We start from the raw sequence: 21,750 nt of genomic DNA on the forward strand, positions 1-21,750 counted from the left end.
GTCCACAAGCCCGGTTGTCGCGGCTCGGGCGGACTTGTAGACCGGCCGCAATGACCGATTCAGCCTTCGAAAGCCTGGCCGACAGCCTCCTGACATCCCTGGAGGAAGGTCTCGGTGATCACGCGGATACCGAGCGGCAGGGCGGCGTGCTGACCATCGAGGGCGAGGCCGGCACCTGGATCGTCAATAAACATGCACCCACCCGGCAGATCTGGCTGAGTTCGCCAAAGTCCGGCGCCCGTCACTTCGCCTTCAAAGCCGAATCAGGACTATGGCAGGATACGCGCGGGGACGGCGATCTGCTCACGATTCTGTCCGCCGAACTGGACGTTCCCTTGACATGGCAGCCGGCATGAACCGTTTCGCGGGCCTGAGGCTTCTCGGACCTTATCTGCGCCCACATCGCGGACGTCTTGCGTTGGCGCTACTGTCCCTGATCGTCGCTGCAGGCACGGTGCTTGCCTTCGGCGCCTGCCTGCGTGCGCTGATCGATCGCGGATTTAGCCAGGGCCAGCCCGCGGTGCTCGACTATGCGCTGGCCTCGATATTGGTTGTCGCCGCCATCCTGGCGGTCGCTTCGGGCTCGCGCTTCTACCTGGTTTCCTGGCTCGGCGAGCGCGTGGTGGGCGACTTGCGGCGAGATCTCTTTGCCCATGTCGTCCGGCTCGGTCCGGCCTGGTTCGAGATCAAGCGCTCGGGCGATGTGATGAGCCGTATCTCCTCGGATGCCCAGCTCATCGAGCAGGTGATCGGTTCGTCCGCCTCGGTGGCGCTGCGCAACACCCTGATGTGCGTCGGCGGCATTGCGATGCTGGTCATCACCAATCCCAAGCTCGCGGCCCTGGTCCTGGCCGTCGTTCCGGTGGTGGTGGTGCCGATCATCGTCTTCGGCCGCAAGGTGCGGCAACTCTCGCGCGAGGCGCAGGCACGCATCGCCGATCTCGTCTCGGAGGGCGGGGAGACGCTCGACGGCGTGCGCACGGTGCAGGCCTTCGCTCAGGAAGAGCGGACGGCCCGCCGCTTCGGCGAGGCGACCGAACTCGCCTTCGTGGCAGCGATCCGCCGCATCACGCGTCGTGCCGTCATGACCACGCTGGTGATCTTCATCGTGTTCGCGGCGGTCGGCTTCCTGCTGTGGATCGGCGGACAGGATGTGATTGCCGGCCGAATTACCGCCGGCGACTTGTCGGCTTTCGTTTTCTACGCGGTGCTGGTCGCGAGCTCGGGTGGAGCGATCAGCGAGACCATTGGCGATTTGCAGCGGGCGTCGGGCGCTGCGGAACGCCTGTCGGAGCTCAGGGCCGAGCCGCCGGTCATCCTGGAGGCTGCCCGGCCGGCGATGCTGCCGCAGCCGGTGCGCGGCGCCGTTGCCTTCGAGGGAATTTGCTTTCGCTATCCTAGCCGGCCCGATATCCGTGCACTCGACCGCTTCGATCTGGCGGTTTCAGCCGGTGAGACTGTGGCGATCGTCGGCCCGTCGGGAGCAGGGAAGACCACGGTGTTCAACCTGTTGCTCCGCTTCTACGACCCCGAGACGGGCACGGTGCGGCTCGACGGCGTGGATATCCGTGAACTGAGGGTCCATGAGCTCCGTCGCAGCCTGGCCGTCGTACCGCAGGAGCCCGTGCTTTTCACTACGACCGTCGCCGACAATATTCGTTACGGGCAGCCCGAGGCTTCCGAAGCCGAGGTGAGGGCGGCCGCCAAGGCGGCGTCGGCCCTCGGATTCATCGAAGCACTGCCCCAGGGCTTTGCCACGCATCTCGGGGCCCGTGGCGTCCGGCTGTCCGGAGGCCAGCGGCAGCGCATCGCCATTGCCCGCGCCTTGCTTTGCGATCCGGCTGTCCTGCTGCTCGACGAAGCCACGAGTGCCCTGGACGCGGAAAGCGAGCTCGCCGTCCAACAGGCGCTCGACGGGCTGATGCACAAGCGGACGACCCTGGTGATCGCCCATCGACTGGCCACGGTGCAAAAGGCCGACCGGATCGTGGTGGTCGATGCCGGACGGGTGGTCGACGTCGGCAGTCACGCAGAACTCGCGCGGCGGGGCGGCCTCTATGCCCGGCTGGCGGAGTTGCAGTTCAATCTCTCGGCCGCAGCCAGCTGATGTGTCACTATTATGATTGAATTTCAGAGCATTGAAGGTTATATTTAACAGTATAGTTCATCGTCCGATTTGACACTGACTACATTGAGCTTGGGAATGTTCGCTCGATTTCCATTGCACACAGAAGTCTCAGGTCATTCAAAGGCCTGGCAGGATTGGCTCATACGCGCGATCGACTGGTGGCCGGTGGTGTTGATCGGCCTCCTCTTGTTGCTTGCGGGCTCGCCGGAGAGCAACGCCCAGAGCTTGCTTGGAGCTCTCTAGCTTCGCGCCAGAGCGTTGCGTTCGGCGTCCAGGCGCCGCAGCTCCCGCCGCAGGATCTTGCCGGTCGTCGTGAGCGGCAACTCGGCCACGAATTCGACCTCGCGGGGATATTCGTGGGCGGCCAGACGGGTCTTCACGTGGGTGGCCAGATCGGCCTTCAGGGCGTCGGACGGCGCGATCTCCGGCCGGAGCTGGACGAAGGCCTTCACGATCTCCGTTCGTATCCTGTCGGGCACTCCCACGACCCCGACCATCGCCACGGCAGGATGCTTCATCAGGCATTCCTCGATCTCGCCGGGGCCGATCCGATAGCCGCCCGATGTGATCACGTCATCGTCGCGGCTCTTGAAATAGACATAGCCGTCTTCGTCCATGCAGCCGAGATCGCCGGTCAGCAGCCAGTCGCCCGCATATTTGCGAGCCGTTGCCTCGGGATTGCGCCAGTATTCCAGCATGACGATCGGATCGTGCCGCCAGCCCGCGATCTGGCCTTCCTCACCTCGCGGCAAGACCTCGCCGTCAGGTCCCACGATCGCGACCTTTCGGCCGGGGCAGGCGCGGCCGCAGGAGCGCGGTCGGACGTCGAACCACTCGGGCGAGTTGAGCAGCATCATGTTCATCTCGGTTTGACCGTAGCCTTCGGAGATCGTCGTACCGAAGGTCTCTCGGCCCCACGCCAGCAATTCCTCGCCCATGGCCTCGCCGCCGGTGCAGACGGCCCGCAGTTCGTAGGGCCAGCGTGCGCGAGGCTTGCCTACCTGGCGCATCATCTTGAGCGCGGTGGGCGGGATGAAGCTTACGCCGACATGATGTCTGGCGAGCAACGCGAAGGCACGCTCCGGATCGAACTTGGCGAAGCGATGGGCCACGACCGGAGTGCCATAGTACCAGGCGGGAAAAAGTGAATCGTAGAGGCCTGCGATCCAGGCCCATTCAGCCGGCGTCCACATGACCTCGTTGCCGCGCGGCCAGTGGCTCAGCCATTGCTCGACCGGCGGAATGCAGCCCAAAAGCATGCGGTGGGCATGCAGCGCGCCCTTGGGCTGGCCTGTCGTCCCGGAGGTGTAGATCAGGAGCGCGGGATCCTCCGCGAGTGTCTCGAGCGTCGTGAACTTGTCGGAAGCCGCGGCGAGCAGATCATCCCAGTCGAAGAACTTCCGGTCCCGAGCGCCGGCGCCGATCACGACGACGGTGCTGAGATGCGGCAGGCGATCGCGCACAGCGAGCACCTTTGGAAGCTGGCTCACATCGGTGACGATCGCCGAGGCTTCGGCGTTGGCGAGCCGGTATTCGACCGCTTCCTCGCCGAACAGTGTGAAGAGCGGTAGCACGACCGCACCCATGCGATAGCCGGCGAGATGACTGATCGTGAGCTCCGCGCCTTGGCTCAGGAACACCGCGAGGCGATCGCCTCTCTTGATGCCCTGGGCGGCAAGTGCGTTGGCGAGCCGCGAGCTCGCATCGAGGAGCTGCCCGAACGTCCAGTTGCGAACACTTCCATCGGCGTTTTCCACAATCAACGCCAGGCTCTCGCGCGGATGGCGCTCGCAGACGGCGCGGCCGATGTTGAAACGCTCGGGCTGCGGCCAGCGGAAGCGGCGCATCGCCTCATCGTAGGAAAAACCGTGGCAGATCATGGTGAACGGCACTGTATGGCAGGTGGACCATCCCAAGCCAGCGGGAGTATCTTTTTTGCCATGAGCCCGGACGACCATTCCTATCCGCCGCCGTCGCGCGTCAAGGATGCGGCGGCAGGCGTCACCATCGTGCCGTCGGTCTGCCCGCACGATTGCACCAGCACCTGCGCGCTCGATGTCGAGAGGCTCGACAGCAAGCGCATCGGTCGCATCCGCGGCTCGATGCGCAACGACTACACCGCGGGTGTGATCTGCGAGAAGGTCGCCCGCTATGCCGAGCGCGTCCATCATCCCGATCGGCTGATGAAGCCGCTGCGGAGGACCGGCCCGAAGGGCTCCGGGCAATTTGCCGAGATCTCCTGGACCGATGCCCTCGACATCGTGGCCGAGCAGTTCATCGCCAAGGCGCGCCGGCACGGCACCGAGACGATCTGGCCGTACTACTACGCCGGCACGATGGGACTGGTTCAGCGCGACGGCATCAATCGCCTGCGCCATGCGATGAGATACTCGCGCTGGTTCTCGACCATCTGCGTGACGCTTTCCGATACCGGCTGGATCGCCGGCGTGGGGGCCAAGCGTGGCGCCGACCTGCGCGAGATCGACGAGCATTCCGACCTCGTGGTTATCTGGGGCGGCAATCCGGTCAACACCCAGGTCAATGTCATGACCCACGCCATGCGTGCCAAGAAGCACGGAGCGAAACTGGTCGTGGTCGATCCTTACCGTACCGGCACGGCCGAGCAGGCCGACATGCATCTGGCGGTGCGGCCGAGCACCGACGGGGCGCTTGCCGTCGGCGTCATGCACGTCCTCTTCAAGGAGGGCTACGCCGACTGGGACTATATGCGTCGCTACACCGACGCGCCGGACGAGCTCGCCGCGCATGTGGCGACCCGCACCCCGGAATGGGCGTCGAAGATCACCGGTCTTGCGGCCGAGGAGATCGTGGCCTTCGCGCGAATGTACGGGCAGGCCAAGGCTCCTTTTATCCGTTGCCATCACGGTTTCAGCCGCACGCGCAACGGCGCCGCGAACATGCATGCGGCGACCTGCCTGCCGGCGGTGACCGGCGCATGGAAGGCGAAGGGCGGCGGCGCGCTGTACGGCCACACAGGCATGTATCCGCTCGATCGTACGCTGATCGATGGGCTCGACGTCGAGGACAAGTCGCTGCGCGCTCTCGACCAGTCACGGCTGGGGCCGATCCTGACCGGTGATGCCGAGGCTCTGAAGAACGGACCGCCGGTCACGGGGCTGCTGATCCAGAACACGAACCCGGCGATGGTCTGTCCCGAGCTCGAACTGGTCCACAAGGGTCTCAAGCGCGACGACCTCTTCGTCTGCGTGCACGAGCAGTTCCTGACCGAAACCGCGGCCCTGGCCGACATCGTGCTGCCGGCGACCATGTTCCTCGAGCACGACGACTTCTACACAGCCAGCGGTCACACTTTCTTCCAGGTCACGAAGAGGGTGATCGAAGCGCCGGGCGAATGCCGCGAGAACCATTACGTCATATGCGAACTGGCCAGGCGGCTGGGCGCCAGCCATCGCGGCTTCGAGATGACGCCCTGGGAGATCATGGACGAATCGCTCAAGGTCTCGGGCATGTGGGACGCCGAGACCAACTGGAGGAACGGCGGCCAGGACTTCCATCTCGGCTTCGAGACGTCGCACTTCCTCGATGGCTTTCCCTGGCCTGACAAGAAATTCCGCTTCAAGCCGGACTGGGCCGCATTTGGCCCGCGCGGCAAGGACATGCCGGCGCTGCCTGATCATTTCGACGTGATCGACAATGCCACCGCCGAGAAGCCGTTCAGGCTGGTAGCGGCGCCGGCACGGACGTTCCTCAATTCGACCTTCACCGAGACGCCTTCCAGCCAGAAGCGCGAGGTGCGGCCGACGGCGCTGATGAACCCGGAAGACTGCGCGGCCATGGACATTGGCGAGGGCGACCGCGTCGAGCTCGGCAACGAGCGCGGCAAGACCGTCGTCCATGCCCGGCCGAAGGCCGGCCAGCAGCGCGGAGTCGTGGTCGTCGAAGGGATCTGGCCCAACCGCAACTTCGTGACCGGTATCGGGATCAATGCCGTTACCTCGGCCGACCCCGGCTGGCCGCATGGCGGTGCCGTATTTCACGACACCGCGGTCTGGATCCGAAAGCTCGCGTGAGCACCTTCCAGACCGCCGTCAATCCCAGCATCGCGCAGACCGAGCACGTGCGCGTGCCGGGACGCGCGCACGTGGTGGTGATCGGCAACGAGAAGGGCGGATCGGGCAAGTCCACGACGGCGCTCCACATCGCGGTCGGCCTGATGAGCGACGGCGCATCGGTGGCCACGCTCGACCTCGATGCGCGGCAGGGCACGCTCAGCCGCTATATCGAGAACCGGATCGCCTATGCGCGGCGCAAGGGTCTCGACCTGCCGGTCCCGATGCATGCGGCTGTCGAGGCGTCGACGTTGCCCGATCGTGGCATGGCCGATACCGACGAGCAGGCCCGCTTCGAGGAAGCGCTCGAGCCCCCGCTGCTCGGCGCCGATTTCGTCCTGATCGACACTCCGGGCAGCGACACCAACCTGTCGCGGCTGGCGCATACCTGGGCGGATACGCTTCTCACGCCGCTGAACGACAGCTTCATCGATCTCGATCTGCTGGCGCGTGTCGACCCGGACACGCTCAAGGTCGTGCGGCCATCGGTCTATGCCGAGGCGGTGTGGAAGCAGCGGCAGATCCGCGCCGTCCAGGGCGGCCGCCCTGTCGACTGGGTGGTCATGCGGAACCGCCTGTCGTCGCTCGCGGCCCGCAACAAGCGCGACATGGGGACCGTGCTCGAGGCACTGGCCAAGCGCATCGGCTTTCGCATCGCGACGGGCCTCAGCGAGCGCGTGATCTATCGCGAGCTGTTCCTGAACGGCCTCACGCTCCTCGACCTGAAGCGCGGTGGCGCCGGACCGTCGCTGACCTTGAGTCATGTCGCCGCGCGCCAGGAAGTGCGCGACCTGGTCGCCGCCCTCAATCTGCCGCCGCCCGCGGCCCGCGCGCCATCGGCCGGCCCGGTGACAGCAGAGCCCATGCCAGAGCAGCAAGCTGCAGGATGAAGAGGGCGCCAAACGCCCAGGTATAGCCATCGGGTGCGTAGCCGGTCGCCGTCGGCGGCCACAGCTCCACGACCTTGCCCATCGCCCACTGGCCGACGAAGATCACGACGAAGACCAGCAGATTGACGCTGGTGCTGACGCGGCCGGCGAAGTCGGACGGGAAACCCGCCATGATCACGGGGTAGTATTGGATGGGATAGGCGCCCAGAAAGCCGAACAGCATCCACGGAAGGACCGGGTTGGCGGGCGGCAGGAAGGCAAGCCAGCCGGTGACCAGTGCGAACATCAGGCTGGCAACATTCGATGACAGGAAACCGCCGATGCCGCGATGCCGCAGGAACTCGGCGATGAGACCGCTCACCGCAAAACCCACGGTCATGGCCGCCGTCGCGTAGAGCAGGATGTCGGCCCGCGCGCCTTTGTCGGTCACACCGCCCACGTCGCGCAGCCACGGCCCCATCCACAGCGTGATGCAGCCGATGAAGGCAAGCTGCTGCAGGCAAAGAAGCGGCTGGAGCCGCCAGTAGAAGCTGTCCGTCAGGATCGCGCCGGTGATGCGGAACTGGTCCCGCAGGTTTCCGCGACTAGACGATGCTCGTTCCGGAACCACGGCATGGAGGAGCAACGCGCCAAACAACGCGATGCCGGCAAGCCAGAAGAAGAGCCCCTGCCAGCTCACGACGGACAGTGACCATTCGACCGGCAGCGTCGCGGCCATCGAGCCGGCGCCGCCGGCCATCATGTGGAAGCCCGTGATCAATCCCCAGCGCCGCGGCGGGTACCAGAGCGTGATCGCCTTCATCGCCGCCATCAGTCCGCCGGCGAAGCCCAGCCCGATCAGCCCCCGCGCCAGGACGAGCTGCGGCAGCGAGGTGGCCAGCGCGAACAAGGCGGAGCCGAGCGCGGCCACGATCATCAGCGCGGCCTGCAGGCGGCGGGGGCCGTAGCGGTCGAGCGCCACACCCAGCAGCGGCTGACTGGCAGCGAAGAACAGGAAAAATGCGGACGTGAGCAGGCCGAGGTCGGCCGCTGTCACCCCTACATCGCGCTCGAGGTAGGGGAAGATCACGGCATTCACGCCGCGCACGATGTAGGAGACAAAATAGACGAACGCGAAGGGCAGGAACACCTGCAGCAGGAGGCGCAGCGAGCTCGGACTGTCGCGGTCCATGTCAGGGTTTCTTGCAATCCACGGCAATGCGTCGCGGCGCGAAGGTCGGCAAGGGCGGCATGTCCTTTGGCAACGGCTTCGGCCAGGCGCCGCTGGCCAGGTGCTGTTCGATCACCGGGACGAGCTGCTGCAGCACGACCCAGGCGCGCTCGCGAACGCCGCCAGCGGTGTTGTGGATCGCATCCTCGAACAGGTCGGGATCGAGCGGCATGCCCCGGGCGACGTCGATGAACGACAGGTGACGCGACTTGGCATAGTTGCGGAACACGCGGTTTTGAAACGCCGCGAGCCGGACGAGGTCGTGGTAGTGCAGCGGATACTCGTTGATGTTGAGATCCTCGAGGATGTACTTGTGGGCGATCGGATTGAGCACGAGGCCGTCCTTCACCATCCACACGAACGAGGAGACGGCAAGCTCGGAACCCACCGTCGCGAGGTCGCCTCGCATGCGGTCGAGGTCGCGCACGATGTCGTTGAGATGCAGCGGCAGGCGCGGATCGTCGATGTCGGGGTCGTTCTCGTCGAGACGGGGCGGCATCACGATCTTGTAGTCGGGTTTGGGCCACTCGCGGCCGTCGAGATTGCTGCCCGTGTAGCCCACCACCGCCTGGATCCGGCGGGCGAGGGCGGAAAAGCGCGTGGCGGCCAGGAGCCAGGAAGGCGGCGTCTCGATCCTGAGCGTTGGTTTCAGGATGGTGCCGTCCCGCGGCAGGGCGGGAATGACGGTCGGCAGCCAGAACTGGTTGTGCCCTTCGTAATAAACCACGAGATCGGGGCGCAGCGGCAACACCTCATGGCGCACGACCTCGACAATGTCCTGCGAGGCAATGCTTTCGCGGCCCGCATTGAGCGCCTCGAAGCGCAGCCCGAGCTTTTTCGATTTCGCCCAGAGATTGAGCCAGTAATCGATATATTCCGGATAGGAGAAGGGCAGATGGTGCGCGCCGACCGTTGTCGAGGCGCCGACGAACACGATGCGGATCGTGTTCGGCGCGCGGGGCTCGATGATCGGCGGACCGCGCCAGCCGATCTGGTTGGTGACGAGACCCGTCGGCGTCGTGACGCCCGGCAGGAAGCGGTAGCGCGGGTAAGGCTCGCCGTCCGGCGGATCGTACAGGTAGGCGACGCCCGGTGCGCGATGGAGGAAGTTGTTCTTGCAGACGTCGTCACCGGCAAAGGCCGAGTTCCAGGCCTTGAAGATGTCGGCCGGGCGAAACGGCGCGTACTTCGCCGGATGGTTCCTCACTTCGACGAACAGCCGTTGCCACTCGGCAGGCGGCTTGGTGCGATTTGGAAGCGATGGCGGGTCATCGAAGAACCAGTCCCGCGACACGCCAGCCGCGAGGGGCACCTCGTCGCGTTGCTCGGCAGTGACGGCCTTGCCCACGCCCTCCGGCAGCGGCATGGCGAACAGCGGCAGACCGTCGACATAGCGGACGACGACCTCAGCGACGAGGGCGCTGACCAGGATCGAGGCGATCACCAGCAGGGCGTCGATCGCTTTGAGAGGGGGGCTCCGACGGCTACGCATTGTTCGTGGCATTGACGCGCGCGGCGCACCATATTCGACGCCGGAAAGGGGGTCAAAGAATGGCCGGCGACCGCAAGACGCCCACAGTTGGCGGAACGACCAGCGCCGTCGATGCCTTCGTGCGCGAGGTCGGACGCCTGCCCGGGTCTCGCCCAAGCGGCGGCCGCGGACGACTCTTGTTCACCATGGATGCGACGGCGAGTCGTGAGCCGACCTGGGATCATGCCTGCGGCATTCAGGGCGAAATGTTCGTCGCCGCCGACACGCTGGGCGGCCTCGAGGTGCGGCTCGCCTTCTATCGCGGCTTCGACGAATTCAAGGTGAGTCGCTGGACCTCCGAAGGTCGTGAGCTGGCCCGACTGATGAGTGCGGTGCGTTGTCTTGCCGGTCGTACGCAGATCGGACGCTTGCTGCGCTACGCCGGCGAGCAACGGCGCGAAAGCCGGCTCGACGCGGTCGTGTTCGTGGGCGATTGCTGCGAGGAGGATGTCGACGAGGTGGGTCACCAGGCGGGCCAGCTTGGCTTGCTCGGCGTGCCGGTCTTCGTCTTCCAGGAGGGTGGGGACCGGGTTGCTTCCCGGCTCTTTCCGCAGATCGCCAAGCTGACGCATGGCGCTTATTGCAAGTTCGACCGCAACAGCCCCGACCAGCTCAAGCGGCTTCTCGGCGCAGTCGCTGCCTATGCCGCCGGCGGACGCGAGGCGCTGCTTAAGTATGGCAGGGACAAAGGCGGCGTGGCGGCACTGCTGACCAACCAGATGGAGTAGGATAAATTCCCGGTCGAGCTGCGAGGGCCGCACCGGGATGACGACATCGCGAAAGCGTTGGTTTGCCATGGTCTACGGCACCGTTCTCGCCGTCGTGACGTTGGCGGGGATCGAAGGTCTCGCCGGCTTCTACGCACCGCCATGGCCGGCGCGAGCACTGCGCTCGATTCCGCCTATCAACGTCGATACGACGATGAAGAGCCTTGCAGGCAAACCGTGGCTCGGGCGGCCATTCAATTCCTGGGGCATGAACGATCGCGAACGCTCGCTTGCCAAGCCGGCTGGCGTAACGTTCCGCAGCATCTTCGTTGGCGATAGCATGGTCGAATTCACATTGAACCCGCAATCGCTGCCGGCTGCTGTCGAGCAGCGCGCCGACGAAGCCGGCGCGAAAGGCTTCGAGGCGGTCAATCTGGGAATATCCGGCACCAACCCGCGAAGCTATTTCTTCCGGCTGCGCGACGTGGCTCTCGAGATGTCGCCCGACGCGTTGCTGGTGTTCTTCTTTTCCGGCAACGATTTCATGCCGGCGAACGAGGCCTACAATTCGAACCTGCTGCCTCCTCTGGTCGACGAATCGCCGGGCGGCTCGATTCTGGGGCGCGTCATGCCACGCACCAATTGGCTGCTGGTCAACCGCCTGCGGCTCTCGGAGTTCCTTCGGGGCAACAGACCGATTCCGGGAGAGTTCGACAAGCTTTTCGCCATCGCGCATGGGCCGGATTCCGAGCGCGTACCCGGAGTCGCGCGGCACTTGAGGACGTACTACTACCCGGACGTAAGCGAACAGCAGCTCACCGAGATTTTCTCGCGCGGCGGCGGCCGCTTCTGGCAAGCATTCGACGCGCGGCTGCACGGCGAGGAATTCCTGGCTGGCTGGCTTCTCAACCTGATGGTCTTGGCGGAACTTCGCCAGGACGAGCAGGTCAAGATCCGTACAGCCGAGGACGCCGAAAAGCAGATCGTTCCGGGGGACATCTCGGCGACCGTGTCATGGCTGCAGGCGATGGAGGACGTGGCCAGGGAGCATCATGTCCCGCTGCGGGTGTTCCTCGTTCCGGCTGCCAGTGTCGCGCCCGATTTCGTGCAGTTCTGGAAGCCGTGGCCGCGCTACTACAGCTGGTACGTCTACAGTGACGTGCGCCATCAGCTTCTGGTTTCAGCCCTGCGTAACACAGCCGTCTCGTTCATCGACTTGCGTCCGGATTTCCTGGGCGTGCCGGGCGCCTACCGCATGACCGACGCGCACTGGACGGAACAGGGCGTCGCCCTCGCATCGAGCCGGGTCTATCGGGAACTCGCCGGCATCATGGCCCACTGACGGAGGAGCGATCACGCTCCCAGGAGGCGGGCCGTCCAGTTTCCCGGCAGAAGCCCGCCGAACCAGACGGCGGCCTTGGTTCCGACCGGGAAGGCGATGCGGGCCTTGTTGCGGGCAAGGCCGCGCCGGATGATCGCCGAGGCGCGTGCCGCCGTCATCAGGAACGGCATGGGAAAGGGCGCCTGGGCCGTCATGCGGCTGATGACGAAGCCCGGGCAGATCGTACTGACGCCCACGCCGCTCTTCTTCAGCGCGTAGCGGATGCTCTCGGCCCACACGCGCACCGCAGCCTTGCTTGCATTGTACGAGGCCGAGTAGGGCAAGCCGAAAAAGCTGGCGAGCGATGACACTACGGCGATCTGGCCCCGTCCCCGTGCCATCATGCGTCCCACGAGCGGCTCGACCGTGTTCAGCACGCCGTCGAGGTTGACGGCCATCGTTCGGCGGATGATCGAGAAATCATCGAGCGAGGAGTTGCCTTTATCGATGGAAATGCCGGCGTTGGCGATCAACAGGTCGACAGGATGGGCGTCGTCGAACACCGCGAGCCATGCGCCAAGCGCTTCGCGATCGGTGACGTCGATCTGTCGGGCATCGACCGTGGCGCCCTTGTCGCGACAGGCATCGGCGACCGCCTGCAGGCGAGCTCCATCCCGCCCGCTCAGGGCGAGGGCAATGCCGGGCGCAGCATAGTCCCGTGCCAGCGCCTCACCGATCCCGCTCGAGGCGCCGGTGACGACGATGCTGGTGAAGCTCTTCATGGGATAACCTTCCGGCGCTTCGCATTGTATGGGTCCGGGACGAATACTAGAGTGGCCCGCCGCATTGCGGCCAGTGGAGTGCAGGCGGAGTCGGATTGTTGATTTCAAGCATGACGGGATATGCCCGGGCGCAGGGATCGGATGAGCGGCGGCGCTGGGTATGGGAAGCGCGCAGCGTTAACGGTCGCAATCTCGATGTCCGGTGCCGCGTTCCACAGGGCTTCGAGCGGCTGGAAAATCTGGCACGAAGCGCGGTTGGAGCCAAGCTCAGGCGCGGCAACGTATCGATCTCCCTTACGGTTGCCAGCGAGCGGGCGACCAAGCCGTTACGCATCAACCGTGCTCTGCTCGCCGAGCTCGCGCCGTTGGTGGAGGAGATGCGCAGGGCCGGCGCCGCGCCGCCGACCGCCGATGGCCTGCTGCGCGTTCGCGGCGTGGTCGAGGAGGACGAGGAAACCCAGGAGAGCGAGGAGCTGATTGCGGCCCTGGACCAGGCGTTGGTGGGCACGCTCGACGAGGCGCTGAAGGCGCTCGCCGGCGCACGCGCCGCGGAGGGCAAGGCGTTGGCTGGCGTGCTCGCGGGCCATATCGACGAAACCGAGGCGCTTTGCCGTCGCGCCGGTGAACGCGCAGAGGCGCAGATCGACACTGTGCGGTCGCGCTTCCGGGCGCAGCTGGACGAACTCCTGCAGCGAACGCCGGCCTTGTCCGAGGAGCGCTTCGCGCAGGAAGTGGCGCTGCTCGTGGGCAAGGCCGATGTGCGCGAGGAGCTCGACCGTCTGGCGGCTCATATTACCCAGGCGCGCGGCCTGCTGGCCGAGGCGCGCCCGGACAATCCTGTGGGGCGCAAATTCGATTTCCTTTGCCAGGAGTTCAACCGCGAGGCCAATACGCTCTGCTCGAAGTCGGCCGACATCGAGCTGACGCGCATTGGCATCGATCTGAAGGGCGCCATCGAGCGCATGCGGGAGCAAGTGCAGAATGTCGAATGAGGTCGAAGCGTCAACGCCCACGATCCAGCGACGCGGCTTGATGCTGGTGCTTTCCTCGCCGTCCGGCGCGGGGAAGACGACCCTTTCGCGGCAACTGCTCGACAACGACTCGCAGGTCCAGCTCAGCGTTTCCTTTACCACGCGTGAAAGGCGTCCCGGCGAGAAGGAAGGGGTGGACTACAAGTTCGTCGACACGGCGACATTCCGCGGCATGATCGAGCGCGGCGAGTTTCTCGAGCATGCCCGGGTCTTCGACCACTACTACGGGACGCCGCGCGCGCCTGTCGAGGCGGCCTTGGATTCCGGTCGCGACGTGCTGTTCGACATCGACTGGCAGGGCACTCAGCAGCTCAAGGAAAAGGGACGTGAGGACCTGGTCACGGTTTTCATCCTGCCGCCCTCGACCCGCGACCTCGAGCGCCGCCTGATCACCCGCGCGCAGGATTCCCGCGACATCGTCGCCAAGCGGATGGCGAAGGCGGCCGACGAGATGAGCCATTGGGCCGAATACGACTATGCGATTATCAACCGCGATATCGCTACAAGCCTGATCGAGCTGAAATCGATCCTGACGGCGGAGCGTCTGAGGCGCGAACGACAGTATGGCCTGTCTGCGTTCGTGAAGGCCCTGCGCGAGGGGCGCTGACTCAAAGGCCGTCGAGGGCCTTTGCCAGGCGCACGAAGTCGCCGACGGATAGCTCCTCCGCACGGGCGGTCGGCGAAAGTTTGAGGCTCTCGAGCACGAGAACGGGATCGCGAAACAGGCCCAGCAGCGAGCCACGCAGCATCTTGCGCCGCTGACCGAAGGCAGAGGCGGTGACCTTTTCCAGCGGACCGAGGTCGGCCAGGCGTCGTGCCGCCGGGCGGGGGGTCAGTCGCGCGACGGCTGAAGTGACCTTGGGCGGCGGAACGAAGGCCGACGGCGCGACCTCGAACAGCCGGCGAACGTCGCAGACATGCTGGGCCAGCACCGAGAGGCGGCCATAGTCCTTGCTGCGCGGCGCGGCAACGAGCCGGTCGACGACCTCCTTCTGGAACATCAGCACCATGTCGGCAATCGCGTCGGCCGCGTGCAGCCAACGGATCAAGAGCGCCGTGGAGACGTTGTAGGGGAGATTGGCCACGATGCGGCGAGGTGACGGGCCCAGCGTGCCCGGATCGATCGCCAGGGCATCGCCCTGGACGACCTCGAGACGGCCGCCGGAGGCCGCTTGCAATCCGCGCAAGGCGTCCACGGCACGCGCGTCGACCTCGATCGCGACGACGTGCGCGGCGCCCTCGAGCAGCAGCGCGCGCGTCAGACCGCCGGGTCCCGGACCGATTTCGACGACGGTTCCTGTTGCGAGAGGAGCCGCGGCCCGCGCAATGCGGCGCGTGAGGTTGAGATCGAGGAGAAAATGCTGGCCGAGCCGCTTGCGGGCGTCGAGCCCATGAGCGGCAATGGTCTCGCGCAGCGGCGGCAGGTCGGCGATCCCGCCGGCGGCCGAGCGGCTCATCTCAGGTCTGGCGTCGCCGCGCCATATCGTCGGCCATGGCGAGCGCCGCGATCAGGCTGGCAGCGTCGGCGCGGCCAGTGCCAGCGATATCGAGCGCCGTTCCGTGATCAGGCGACGTGCGCACGAAGGGCAAGCCCAGCGTGACGTTGACACCGCCCGAAAAGTCGATGGTCTTGATCGGGATCAAGGCCTGATCGTGATACATGCAGAGCGCGGCGTCGTAGGTGGCGCGCGCGGCCGGATGGAACAGCGTGTCGGCCGGGGCCGGCCCGCGGACGTCGATGCCGTCCTTGCGCAAGGTCTCGATCGCCGGCCTGATGATGCGGACTTCTTCGTCGCCCATTGCACCCTGCTCGCCGGCGTGCGGGTTGAGCGCCGCGATCGCCAGCCGCGGCCGGGCGATCCCGAACAGGGCTGTCAGTCCCGCTGCGGCGATGCGCCCGGCGCGGACGATCGTGGCGGCATCGAGACTACGCACGGCCTGGGCCAATGACAGATGGATGGTGACGGGAACCACGCGCAGTTCGGGGCAGGCCAGCATCATCGCGACCTCGACCGGCTTTGTCGCTGCGCGCGAAGCGAGTTCGGCAAGGAACTCGGTATGGCCCGGATGGACGAAGCCCGCGTCCTGAAGAGTCTTCTTCTGGATGGGATTGGTCGCGAAGCCCGCGATCTCGCCCGCGCCAGCCAGCGACGCCGCGCGCTCGATTGCCTCGATCGTGGCGGCGGCGTTGGCCGGATCGGGATGGCCGGCCCGCACCGGGGAACGCAGGCGGACAGGCAGGACGGGCAGGGCAGTGTCGAAGATGGCAGCCGCTTCGGACGCCCGCGCGACCTTCCTTACCGGCACGGCAAGGCCGAGATCGCGAGCAAGAGCTTCCAGTCGCATCGGATCGTCGATCGCGAAGAAGGCGCGCGCCCCGCCTGTGCGTTCCAACCATGCTTTCAGGGTCAGTTCGCCGCCGACGCCGGCCGGCTCGCCCATGGTGACGGCGAGCGGCAGACGGATCGTCATGCCGGCTGCTTGACGTCGATCGTGGCGGCGCGCCGCAGATCGCGCATATAGCGTCGGGCGCCTGCCTCGACCTTCTGCAACAGGATCTGCTGTGAGATGGCTTCGCGCGAGGGAAGGCCGCCGGCGCCTTCCTTGCCGCACAGCGCCACGACCTGCAGGCCTTCGGCGACCCGGAACGGCCCGGCGGCAGCGCCCACCGGCAGTTTCGGAACCTCCTCGTACATCTGCGGGTTGGCCCTGAGATCGCCGACCCGGATGCCGCGAAGATCACCCGAGGTCGCGCCCTTGAGCTGTCGCGACTGCGCATGGAGATCATTGCACTGATGCACCGCAGCCATCGCCTTCTGGGCCTCGGCGGTGGCACGGCTGGTTTCCTCGGGCGAGGCATTGGCGGGCAGGGCCAGCGTCATCTGCACGAGGTTGAGGCGCACGTCGTCGGGGCGCGCCGTGGCGAACGGCCGACGGTCGACGACATAGACGATGTGCCATCCGGACGGCGTGCGGATCGGCTCGGAAGCCTGGCGCAGGGGCATCCTTTCGACCGCGCCGTCGATCGCCGGATCGAGCGAACCGGGCAGCACCCAACCGAGATCGCCGCCGTTCTTCGCCGTCTGGCCCTGGGAGAATTGCTGGGCGAGGGCGGCGAACGGCGCGCCACGCCTGATCTGCTCGACGATCCGGTCGGCCGACCGGCGAGCCTCGTCCGCCTGGTCGGGCCGGTCGATGGGAATGAAGATCTCCGCCACATGGGCCTCGGTCTTGCCGACATTGCTGCGGATGCGGTTCAGAGCGTCGTCGATCTCGGCGTCGGAGACATTGACCTGCGGCCGCACCTTGCGGCGCACGATCTTCGCCCACGCGATCGTCGCCTGGATCTGCTGGGTGGCGATGTCGAACGGCACGCCAATGCTTTGCAGATATGCCTTGAAAGTGCCGGCGGCCATGCCGGCGGAACGCTCGATCTCGGCCACGCGCGCGGCCACCTCGCTATCGCTCGGCGCCAGCCCCAGAGCCTTGGCATGCTGCACCTGCAGCTTCTCGTCGACCATTTGCCGCAGGATCTGAGGCGCAAGCCGGTGGCGAATGTCTGCCGTGTCCTGCAGGCCCGAGCTCTTGATGGCAAAGACGATGCGTTCGTTGAGGTCGAAATCGGTGATCGCCTCGTCGTTCACGCGCGCCACGACTCGCAGGCCTTGAGCCGATGCGAGCACGGGGCAAAGAATGAGGGCGGTCGCCACAAGGGCGCGGAGAAGCAACGCGGGCATTTATCCGAATGAAGGGAAATGAGGGAACGGCATTATATTCAGCAACTTCGGCACTGCAACGAGGGCGAGGCTTGGCGCGATCCGCCCGATCTGGCAAGAACCAGTAGGTGGCAAAATTTGCCGTCCTGGTGACGACATGATGGCCGATTTGCGGACGCGTTTGACGAGTGTGGGCAAGGAATGAAGTTGCTGAACAGGCTGCTGTGGCGAGCGGATGTCCCGGAGGCGACCGTCCCCAAGGCGATCGACGACAAGTTGCGACCCCTCTACACCCTCGTGCCGGGGGCACCGCCGATCGAGCTCATCGACTACTATCGCGAATTCGCCGGCTACTATCCCGAGTGCGAATTGCAAACCAAGCGATGGTTCGTCGAGAACGTCGGGAACGACTGGGTGATCTTCGACGTAGGGGCAAATGTCGGCTATTACTCGATCCTCTTCTCCCGGCTGGCGCCGTCGGGCCGCGTGTTCGCCTTCGAGCCCACCGAGACGATCAGGAAATTCAACAGGAACGTCGCATTCCACAAATGCGAGAACGTCGTCGCGTTCGAGCGCGCACTTGGCGCTTCCGCTGGAAGGATCGAGGAGGATGTATACCGGATCTGGGGCCAGCCTCCCGAGCGCATGACGTACACCTTCTCGACGATCGATGCGATGGCCCGGGAACTGGAACTCGCCAGGCTCGACTGCCTCAAGATCGACGTCGATAGCTTCGACTTCGAAGTGCTCCAGGGCGCCGAGCAGACCCTGGAAAGGTTCGATCCTTGGATCGTCGTCGAATTGAACCACGCCCTGGCGCGCAGGAATCATTCCGCGCCGGAAGCGTTCCAGTGGCTCGCCGAACGAGGCTACCGCTCGGCGCTGGTGCTGGATCACGAGAACTTCGTGCTCCGCCGCGCCGGTCAGGGCCGTGGCACCGGTTTGCCCAGGCTCGAGCTCACCTTCGACACGAAGCCGCTCTTCCTTGAATCGGCGCTGGAGAAGGCCGGCGAGCGCTCCAGTCCGTTCGCGCCCGCGCCCCATCGTCACAACGATACGCGCATCGAGGGCGCCGCCGGCGTCTGGCAAATCGAAGTCAAGGGCCCGCGCTGGAGCTACGCTGCCGAATGGCCTCTTGTGAGCGAAGAGCAGACCGCCTTCTTCGTGGACATCGACGTCCTGGTCGAGGGCGGAGATATCGGTTTTTCCTTTCTCGCCGCCGACGGCAGCACTATTCTCGGCGAAACCATCGTCGAGGCGCGGAGTTTCCGGCAAACGGCAACATTGCTCAAACCCGAAGCCGAGCCGATCGCAGGCCTGCTCCTCAGGAATGCCGATGCCAATGGAACCGCCGCCCAGGCGCGGATTCTCGGCATACGATGCTTCGACGTCGCTCCGGCGAGGCCAACCGCACCGTCTAGGATCCTGACGCCTTCGGTCTCCAGCATCTCAGCACGGGAGATGGCGGAGGCGCTGGGTGAAAGCACCGAATCGTATTCTGGCTCGACGATTGAGGTCATGCCGGTAGGAAATCTCGGTCATGCGCTTGGTTTCGAGCGGCCGTTCATGCCGACCGCGCTCTACAGGCACAAGCTCGCGGACTTCAAGACGGAACGGGACGAAACGCCGATCTTCGAGTTCATCTACGGCAACTTTCGGCCTCGCCGGCATCTCGAGATCGGCACCTGGGAGGGGCACGGCGCGACGACGGTCGCACGGGCCAGCGACGCCGAGATCTGGACCGTCAATCTTCCCGAGGGCGAGCGGAACGCGGAAGGGAAACCGATGTATCCGCACGCCGACAGCGCCGCCACCGCGGACCCTGTCGCGCTCCAGCCGACCGACGCCGGGGCCGCCATCGGCTGGCGCTACCGTGAAGCGGGTTTCGGCCCAAGGGTTCATCAAATCCTCGGCAACAGCATGGAGCTGGACTACGCGCAGTGGAGTCCTGGTTTCTTCGACACGATTTTCATCGACGGCGGGCACACCATGGAAGTCGTGGTCAACGACACCGAGAAGACGCTTGCCCTGCTGCGCTCCGGCGGTCTGATGATCTGGCACGACTTTTGTCCCGATCCCCTGACACTCTCCCAGAACGAAGCGCCCAGAGGGGTCGTGGCAGCCGTCGCGGCAAACCTGCCGAGATGGCGGCCGCGATTCACCAAGATGTTCTGGATCAGGCCGTCGTGGATTTTGATCGGCATCAAGGAGTGAGGGCAGCCTGACGGCTAATCACCAGAGAACCACTCAAGGCACGCTGTGCTTGCTCAATGTACCGCTTGAATCTGGCATCGATCTCTTCGCTCGAAACCGCATCCTCCGCGTAACGTCGAGACCAGTCCATCTCCTCGGGTGGGAAGTATACAGTCTCCAGTGCTCTTTGCGGTACGAGACGCGTTTGCAATTCTCCGCCCGGCTTCCGCCAGATTGCATTGATGGACGTCCCGTGTGCATGCGTCGCCGTCTGGAAAGTCAAAATGGCTTCTGGCGAGAAGAAGAGCGTGTCAGGGTGCCCGTATATGTAGGGCGCTGGGCGCACGCGACGTCTTGGGTCGGCCAAACGCATGCCGCAATGATGGAGCAGCCAGAAATCCGACTCGTACTCCCAGCCGAGGTGATGTGGAACACCATCCAGATAGGTATCCCAGTTCATGAGGAGCAAGCCGCCGGGTCTGACCATGCGAACCAGATCGCGAAGCACGTCCATGTGCGCAAGCGGAGCCGACGGATCGAGTGCCTCCCGACTGTCGTAGGTGTGTTCAATGACGGAGTTGCAATGGACGATGTCGAAGTGATCGGCGGGAAGCAAATCCTGTCCTGCGAGTCCGACATGCGTCGTGACGTCTGGATACTGGGAATTCGAAGCTTTCGGCAGGCCGAAATGAACGACAGCCGCTCTTTCGCGAGAGACATCGAGTGCATGCATCTCGCACCCGAAACTATCGTGAAGATATTGGGCGATGACTGGCACCCCGGAGCCTACGTCGAGAACACGCAGGCCAGGATGGAACTCGACCGCTTCGTAGAACCAGGGAACGCTCCAATTCTTCAGCCAGGCGGCCGCCTCCTCGTTCCAGCCGGCACGATATGAGCGAGCTTTCATGAAGCGGCAAAGGGCCGAGCCGCGAGCCCAGTCGAACATCGAGTTCTAGCTCCGGCGGCGGCCCAGAAACCCCGACCACCAAGACGGCGGGATCGGGTCCGGTTCGGGCATCGTTGGCCAAGCAGGCGAACGCACCGCACCAAGAACGCGGATTATCCGGCGATGGAATTCCGAGTCTTTCAGAACAGCCCGCTGGTTGACGAAAAGAGTCTCGGGATCGTGATAGATTCGCACTTTCTCCCGGGCGGTCATCTCGGGGTCGAACGGTTCCAGCCCGCGGAGCGTCATGCTGCGATACAGTGCAGCGGGTTCCAGCAGGGAATGAAGTGTCTCGTCCTCGGCATAGGCATACAAATAGCTCCAAACGAGGAGCCCCCCGGGGGCCAATAGTCGAGCGGCCTTGCCCAGAAACTCTGCCTGACGATAGGGCTCGTCTGGATCGACCGCGGCGAGGCATTCCGCGCGCTCGAAGGACAGTGCCAAGACAAGGCTGAAGCGCTCAGAAGTGGCGTCCAGTTGGCCCATCGAAATCGGTATTACGGTGCAGCCTGCGGCCCATGCGGCTTTCCGGTAAAGCCTTTGGTTTTCGCCGAGCTCGATCTCCAGGGCTCGCTGCGGCCATCTCCCATCCAAAACTGTGTGCACAGTACCGATTGTCCAGCCTTCCAGCCAATCGTCGATCTCTACGCCTTCGATCTTCGATTCCAGCAGTCTCCTCAGGGCGGGGCCTTGAGCGTATGTGAACATCGGGTTCTCAAATCTCGAGCAAGGGAACGGCAGCGCCGCCTAGCCGGCATGCGCACCGGGCCCGCTCTTCCAAGGCAAGTCCTCCGAGGGCGGAGCGGGCCTCATTCCGGCGCTTCTGCAACAGAATGACGGCCGATTGCGCTTGCATTTGTGACCTTGGAACGCAAAAATCGAACGCTGGTTCCTAGGCCCGAGGCTGCGATGGCAGATACCATGCGCTCTCCCGTACGGCAGTGGGTACATAAATACTTGCGCCTCTCATGTGAAATCGGCGCAATCGCCGCGATCTTCGTCGGCATCAACTATGCGTTTTTGTCCTCGGAGCGCCGTCCCGATCTGTTCTTCATATGGAGCGGCGCAGCGGCTTGCGTGTTTCTGATTGGATGGGGCGTGACGAAGCTGCTGGATTGGCAAGACTACAGGGAACGGCTAAGGGCGGGACTTGAGTAAGAGTCGGATTGCCGTTCTTGCGATTCTTCGGCGTGATTGCCTC

At 64.9% G+C, this 21,750-nt stretch carries 18 protein-coding genes; 9 read left to right on the forward strand and 9 right to left on the reverse strand.

Translation table 11 applies throughout. The features are described from left to right. Positions 1-50: 50 nt before the first annotated feature. Positions 51-356, forward strand: a complete 306-nt coding sequence (gene cyaY / locus VH499_RS06905; protein ID WP_332051964.1) for an iron donor protein CyaY — start codon at positions 51-53, stop codon at positions 354-356. Further along, on the forward strand, positions 353-2,107 hold the full coding sequence (locus tag VH499_RS06910; RefSeq protein WP_332051965.1) for an ABC transporter transmembrane domain-containing protein: 1,755 nt from the start codon (positions 353-355) through the stop codon (positions 2,105-2,107). The genes cyaY and VH499_RS06910 overlap by 4 nt, the downstream gene beginning before the upstream one ends. Before the next feature lie 260 nt (positions 2,108-2,367). Here VH499_RS06910 and VH499_RS06915 read toward each other — a convergent pair whose 3' ends face one another. Next, positions 2,368-4,008: an AMP-binding protein gene (locus VH499_RS06915; RefSeq protein ID WP_332051999.1), complete on the reverse strand. Its 1,641-nt coding sequence runs from the start codon at positions 4,006-4,008 to the stop codon at positions 2,368-2,370. A 60-nt stretch (positions 4,009-4,068) separates the two neighbouring features. Between VH499_RS06915 and VH499_RS06920 the strand changes: the two genes are divergently transcribed. Both VH499_RS06920 and VH499_RS06925 read left to right on the forward strand, forming a co-directional pair. Next, complete coding sequence (locus VH499_RS06920; RefSeq protein WP_332051966.1) at positions 4,069-6,180, forward strand: molybdopterin oxidoreductase family protein; 2,112 nt, start codon at positions 4,069-4,071, stop codon at positions 6,178-6,180. Continuing rightward, positions 6,177-7,109, forward strand: coding sequence for a division plane positioning ATPase MipZ (locus tag VH499_RS06925; protein WP_332051967.1), 933 nt, complete (start codon positions 6,177-6,179; stop codon positions 7,107-7,109). Before VH499_RS06920 ends, VH499_RS06925 begins: the two co-directional genes overlap by 4 nt. Here the strand turns inward: VH499_RS06925 and VH499_RS06930 are convergent. Both VH499_RS06930 and VH499_RS06935 read right to left on the reverse strand, forming a co-directional pair. Next, the gene (locus VH499_RS06930; RefSeq protein ID WP_332051968.1) at positions 7,024-8,280 is read right to left on the reverse strand and encodes an MFS transporter; all 1,257 of its coding nucleotides are present in this window, start codon (positions 8,278-8,280) and stop codon (positions 7,024-7,026) included. The genes VH499_RS06925 and VH499_RS06930 overlap by 86 nt on opposite strands. A 1-nt stretch (position 8,281) precedes the next feature. Continuing rightward, a complete protein-coding gene (locus tag VH499_RS06935; protein WP_332051969.1) occupies positions 8,282-9,811 on the reverse strand; it encodes a hypothetical protein in 1,530 nt (509 codons plus the stop codon). Between the two features lie 59 nt (positions 9,812-9,870). Here VH499_RS06935 and VH499_RS06940 point away from each other — a divergent pair, with 59 nt between their 5' ends. Together VH499_RS06940 and VH499_RS06945 are read left to right on the forward strand one after the other, a co-directional pair. Beyond that, on the forward strand, positions 9,871-10,578 hold the full coding sequence (locus tag VH499_RS06940; protein ID WP_332051970.1) for a VWA domain-containing protein: 708 nt from the start codon (positions 9,871-9,873) through the stop codon (positions 10,576-10,578). Positions 10,579-10,645: 67 nt separating this feature from the next. After that, positions 10,646-11,899: a hypothetical protein gene (locus VH499_RS06945; protein WP_332051971.1), complete on the forward strand. Its 1,254-nt coding sequence runs from the start codon at positions 10,646-10,648 to the stop codon at positions 11,897-11,899. Between the two features lie 11 nt (positions 11,900-11,910). Here VH499_RS06945 and VH499_RS06950 read toward each other — a convergent pair whose 3' ends face one another. Continuing rightward, on the reverse strand, positions 11,911-12,660 hold the full coding sequence (locus tag VH499_RS06950; protein ID WP_332051972.1) for an SDR family NAD(P)-dependent oxidoreductase: 750 nt from the start codon (positions 12,658-12,660) through the stop codon (positions 11,911-11,913). A 110-nt stretch (positions 12,661-12,770) separates the two neighbouring features. Between VH499_RS06950 and VH499_RS06955 the strand changes: the two genes are divergently transcribed. Beyond that, positions 12,771-13,652, forward strand: a complete 882-nt coding sequence (locus tag VH499_RS06955) for a YicC/YloC family endoribonuclease (protein ID WP_332051973.1) — start codon at positions 12,771-12,773, stop codon at positions 13,650-13,652. After that, positions 13,642-14,298 (forward strand): guanylate kinase, encoded by a 657-nt coding sequence (gmk, locus tag VH499_RS06960; RefSeq protein ID WP_332051974.1) that lies wholly within the window; start codon positions 13,642-13,644, stop codon positions 14,296-14,298. Before VH499_RS06955 ends, gmk begins: the two co-directional genes overlap by 11 nt. Position 14,299: 1 nt before the next feature. Here gmk and rsmA read toward each other — a convergent pair whose 3' ends face one another. From rsmA to VH499_RS06975, 3 genes are read right to left on the reverse strand one after another with little or no spacing between them, the layout of a single operon-like run. Next, complete coding sequence (gene rsmA / locus VH499_RS06965; protein ID WP_332051975.1) at positions 14,300-15,148, reverse strand: 16S rRNA (adenine(1518)-N(6)/adenine(1519)-N(6))-dimethyltransferase RsmA; 849 nt, start codon at positions 15,146-15,148, stop codon at positions 14,300-14,302. Between the two features lies 1 nt (position 15,149). Next, positions 15,150-16,163, reverse strand: coding sequence for a 4-hydroxythreonine-4-phosphate dehydrogenase PdxA (gene pdxA, locus VH499_RS06970; protein ID WP_332051976.1), 1,014 nt, complete (start codon positions 16,161-16,163; stop codon positions 15,150-15,152). Beyond that, positions 16,160-17,428: a peptidylprolyl isomerase gene (locus VH499_RS06975; protein WP_332051977.1), complete on the reverse strand. Its 1,269-nt coding sequence runs from the start codon at positions 17,426-17,428 to the stop codon at positions 16,160-16,162. Before VH499_RS06975 ends, pdxA begins: the two co-directional genes overlap by 4 nt. 180 nt (positions 17,429-17,608) lie before the next feature. Here VH499_RS06975 and VH499_RS06980 point away from each other — a divergent pair, with 180 nt between their 5' ends. Then, positions 17,609-19,621: an FkbM family methyltransferase gene (locus tag VH499_RS06980; RefSeq protein WP_332051978.1), complete on the forward strand. Its 2,013-nt coding sequence runs from the start codon at positions 17,609-17,611 to the stop codon at positions 19,619-19,621. Here VH499_RS06980 and VH499_RS06985 read toward each other — a convergent pair. Next, positions 19,611-20,549, reverse strand: a complete 939-nt coding sequence (locus tag VH499_RS06985) for a class I SAM-dependent methyltransferase (RefSeq protein ID WP_332051979.1) — start codon at positions 20,547-20,549, stop codon at positions 19,611-19,613. The genes VH499_RS06980 and VH499_RS06985 overlap by 11 nt on opposite strands. 6 nt (positions 20,550-20,555) lie before the next feature. Further along, positions 20,556-21,257: a hypothetical protein gene (locus VH499_RS06990; protein ID WP_332051980.1), complete on the reverse strand. Its 702-nt coding sequence runs from the start codon at positions 21,255-21,257 to the stop codon at positions 20,556-20,558. Positions 21,258-21,750: the final 493 nt, after the last annotated feature.

This window comes from Reyranella sp. (assembly GCF_036558665.1).
Taxonomy (GTDB): Bacteria; Pseudomonadota; Alphaproteobacteria; order Reyranellales; family Reyranellaceae; genus Reyranella.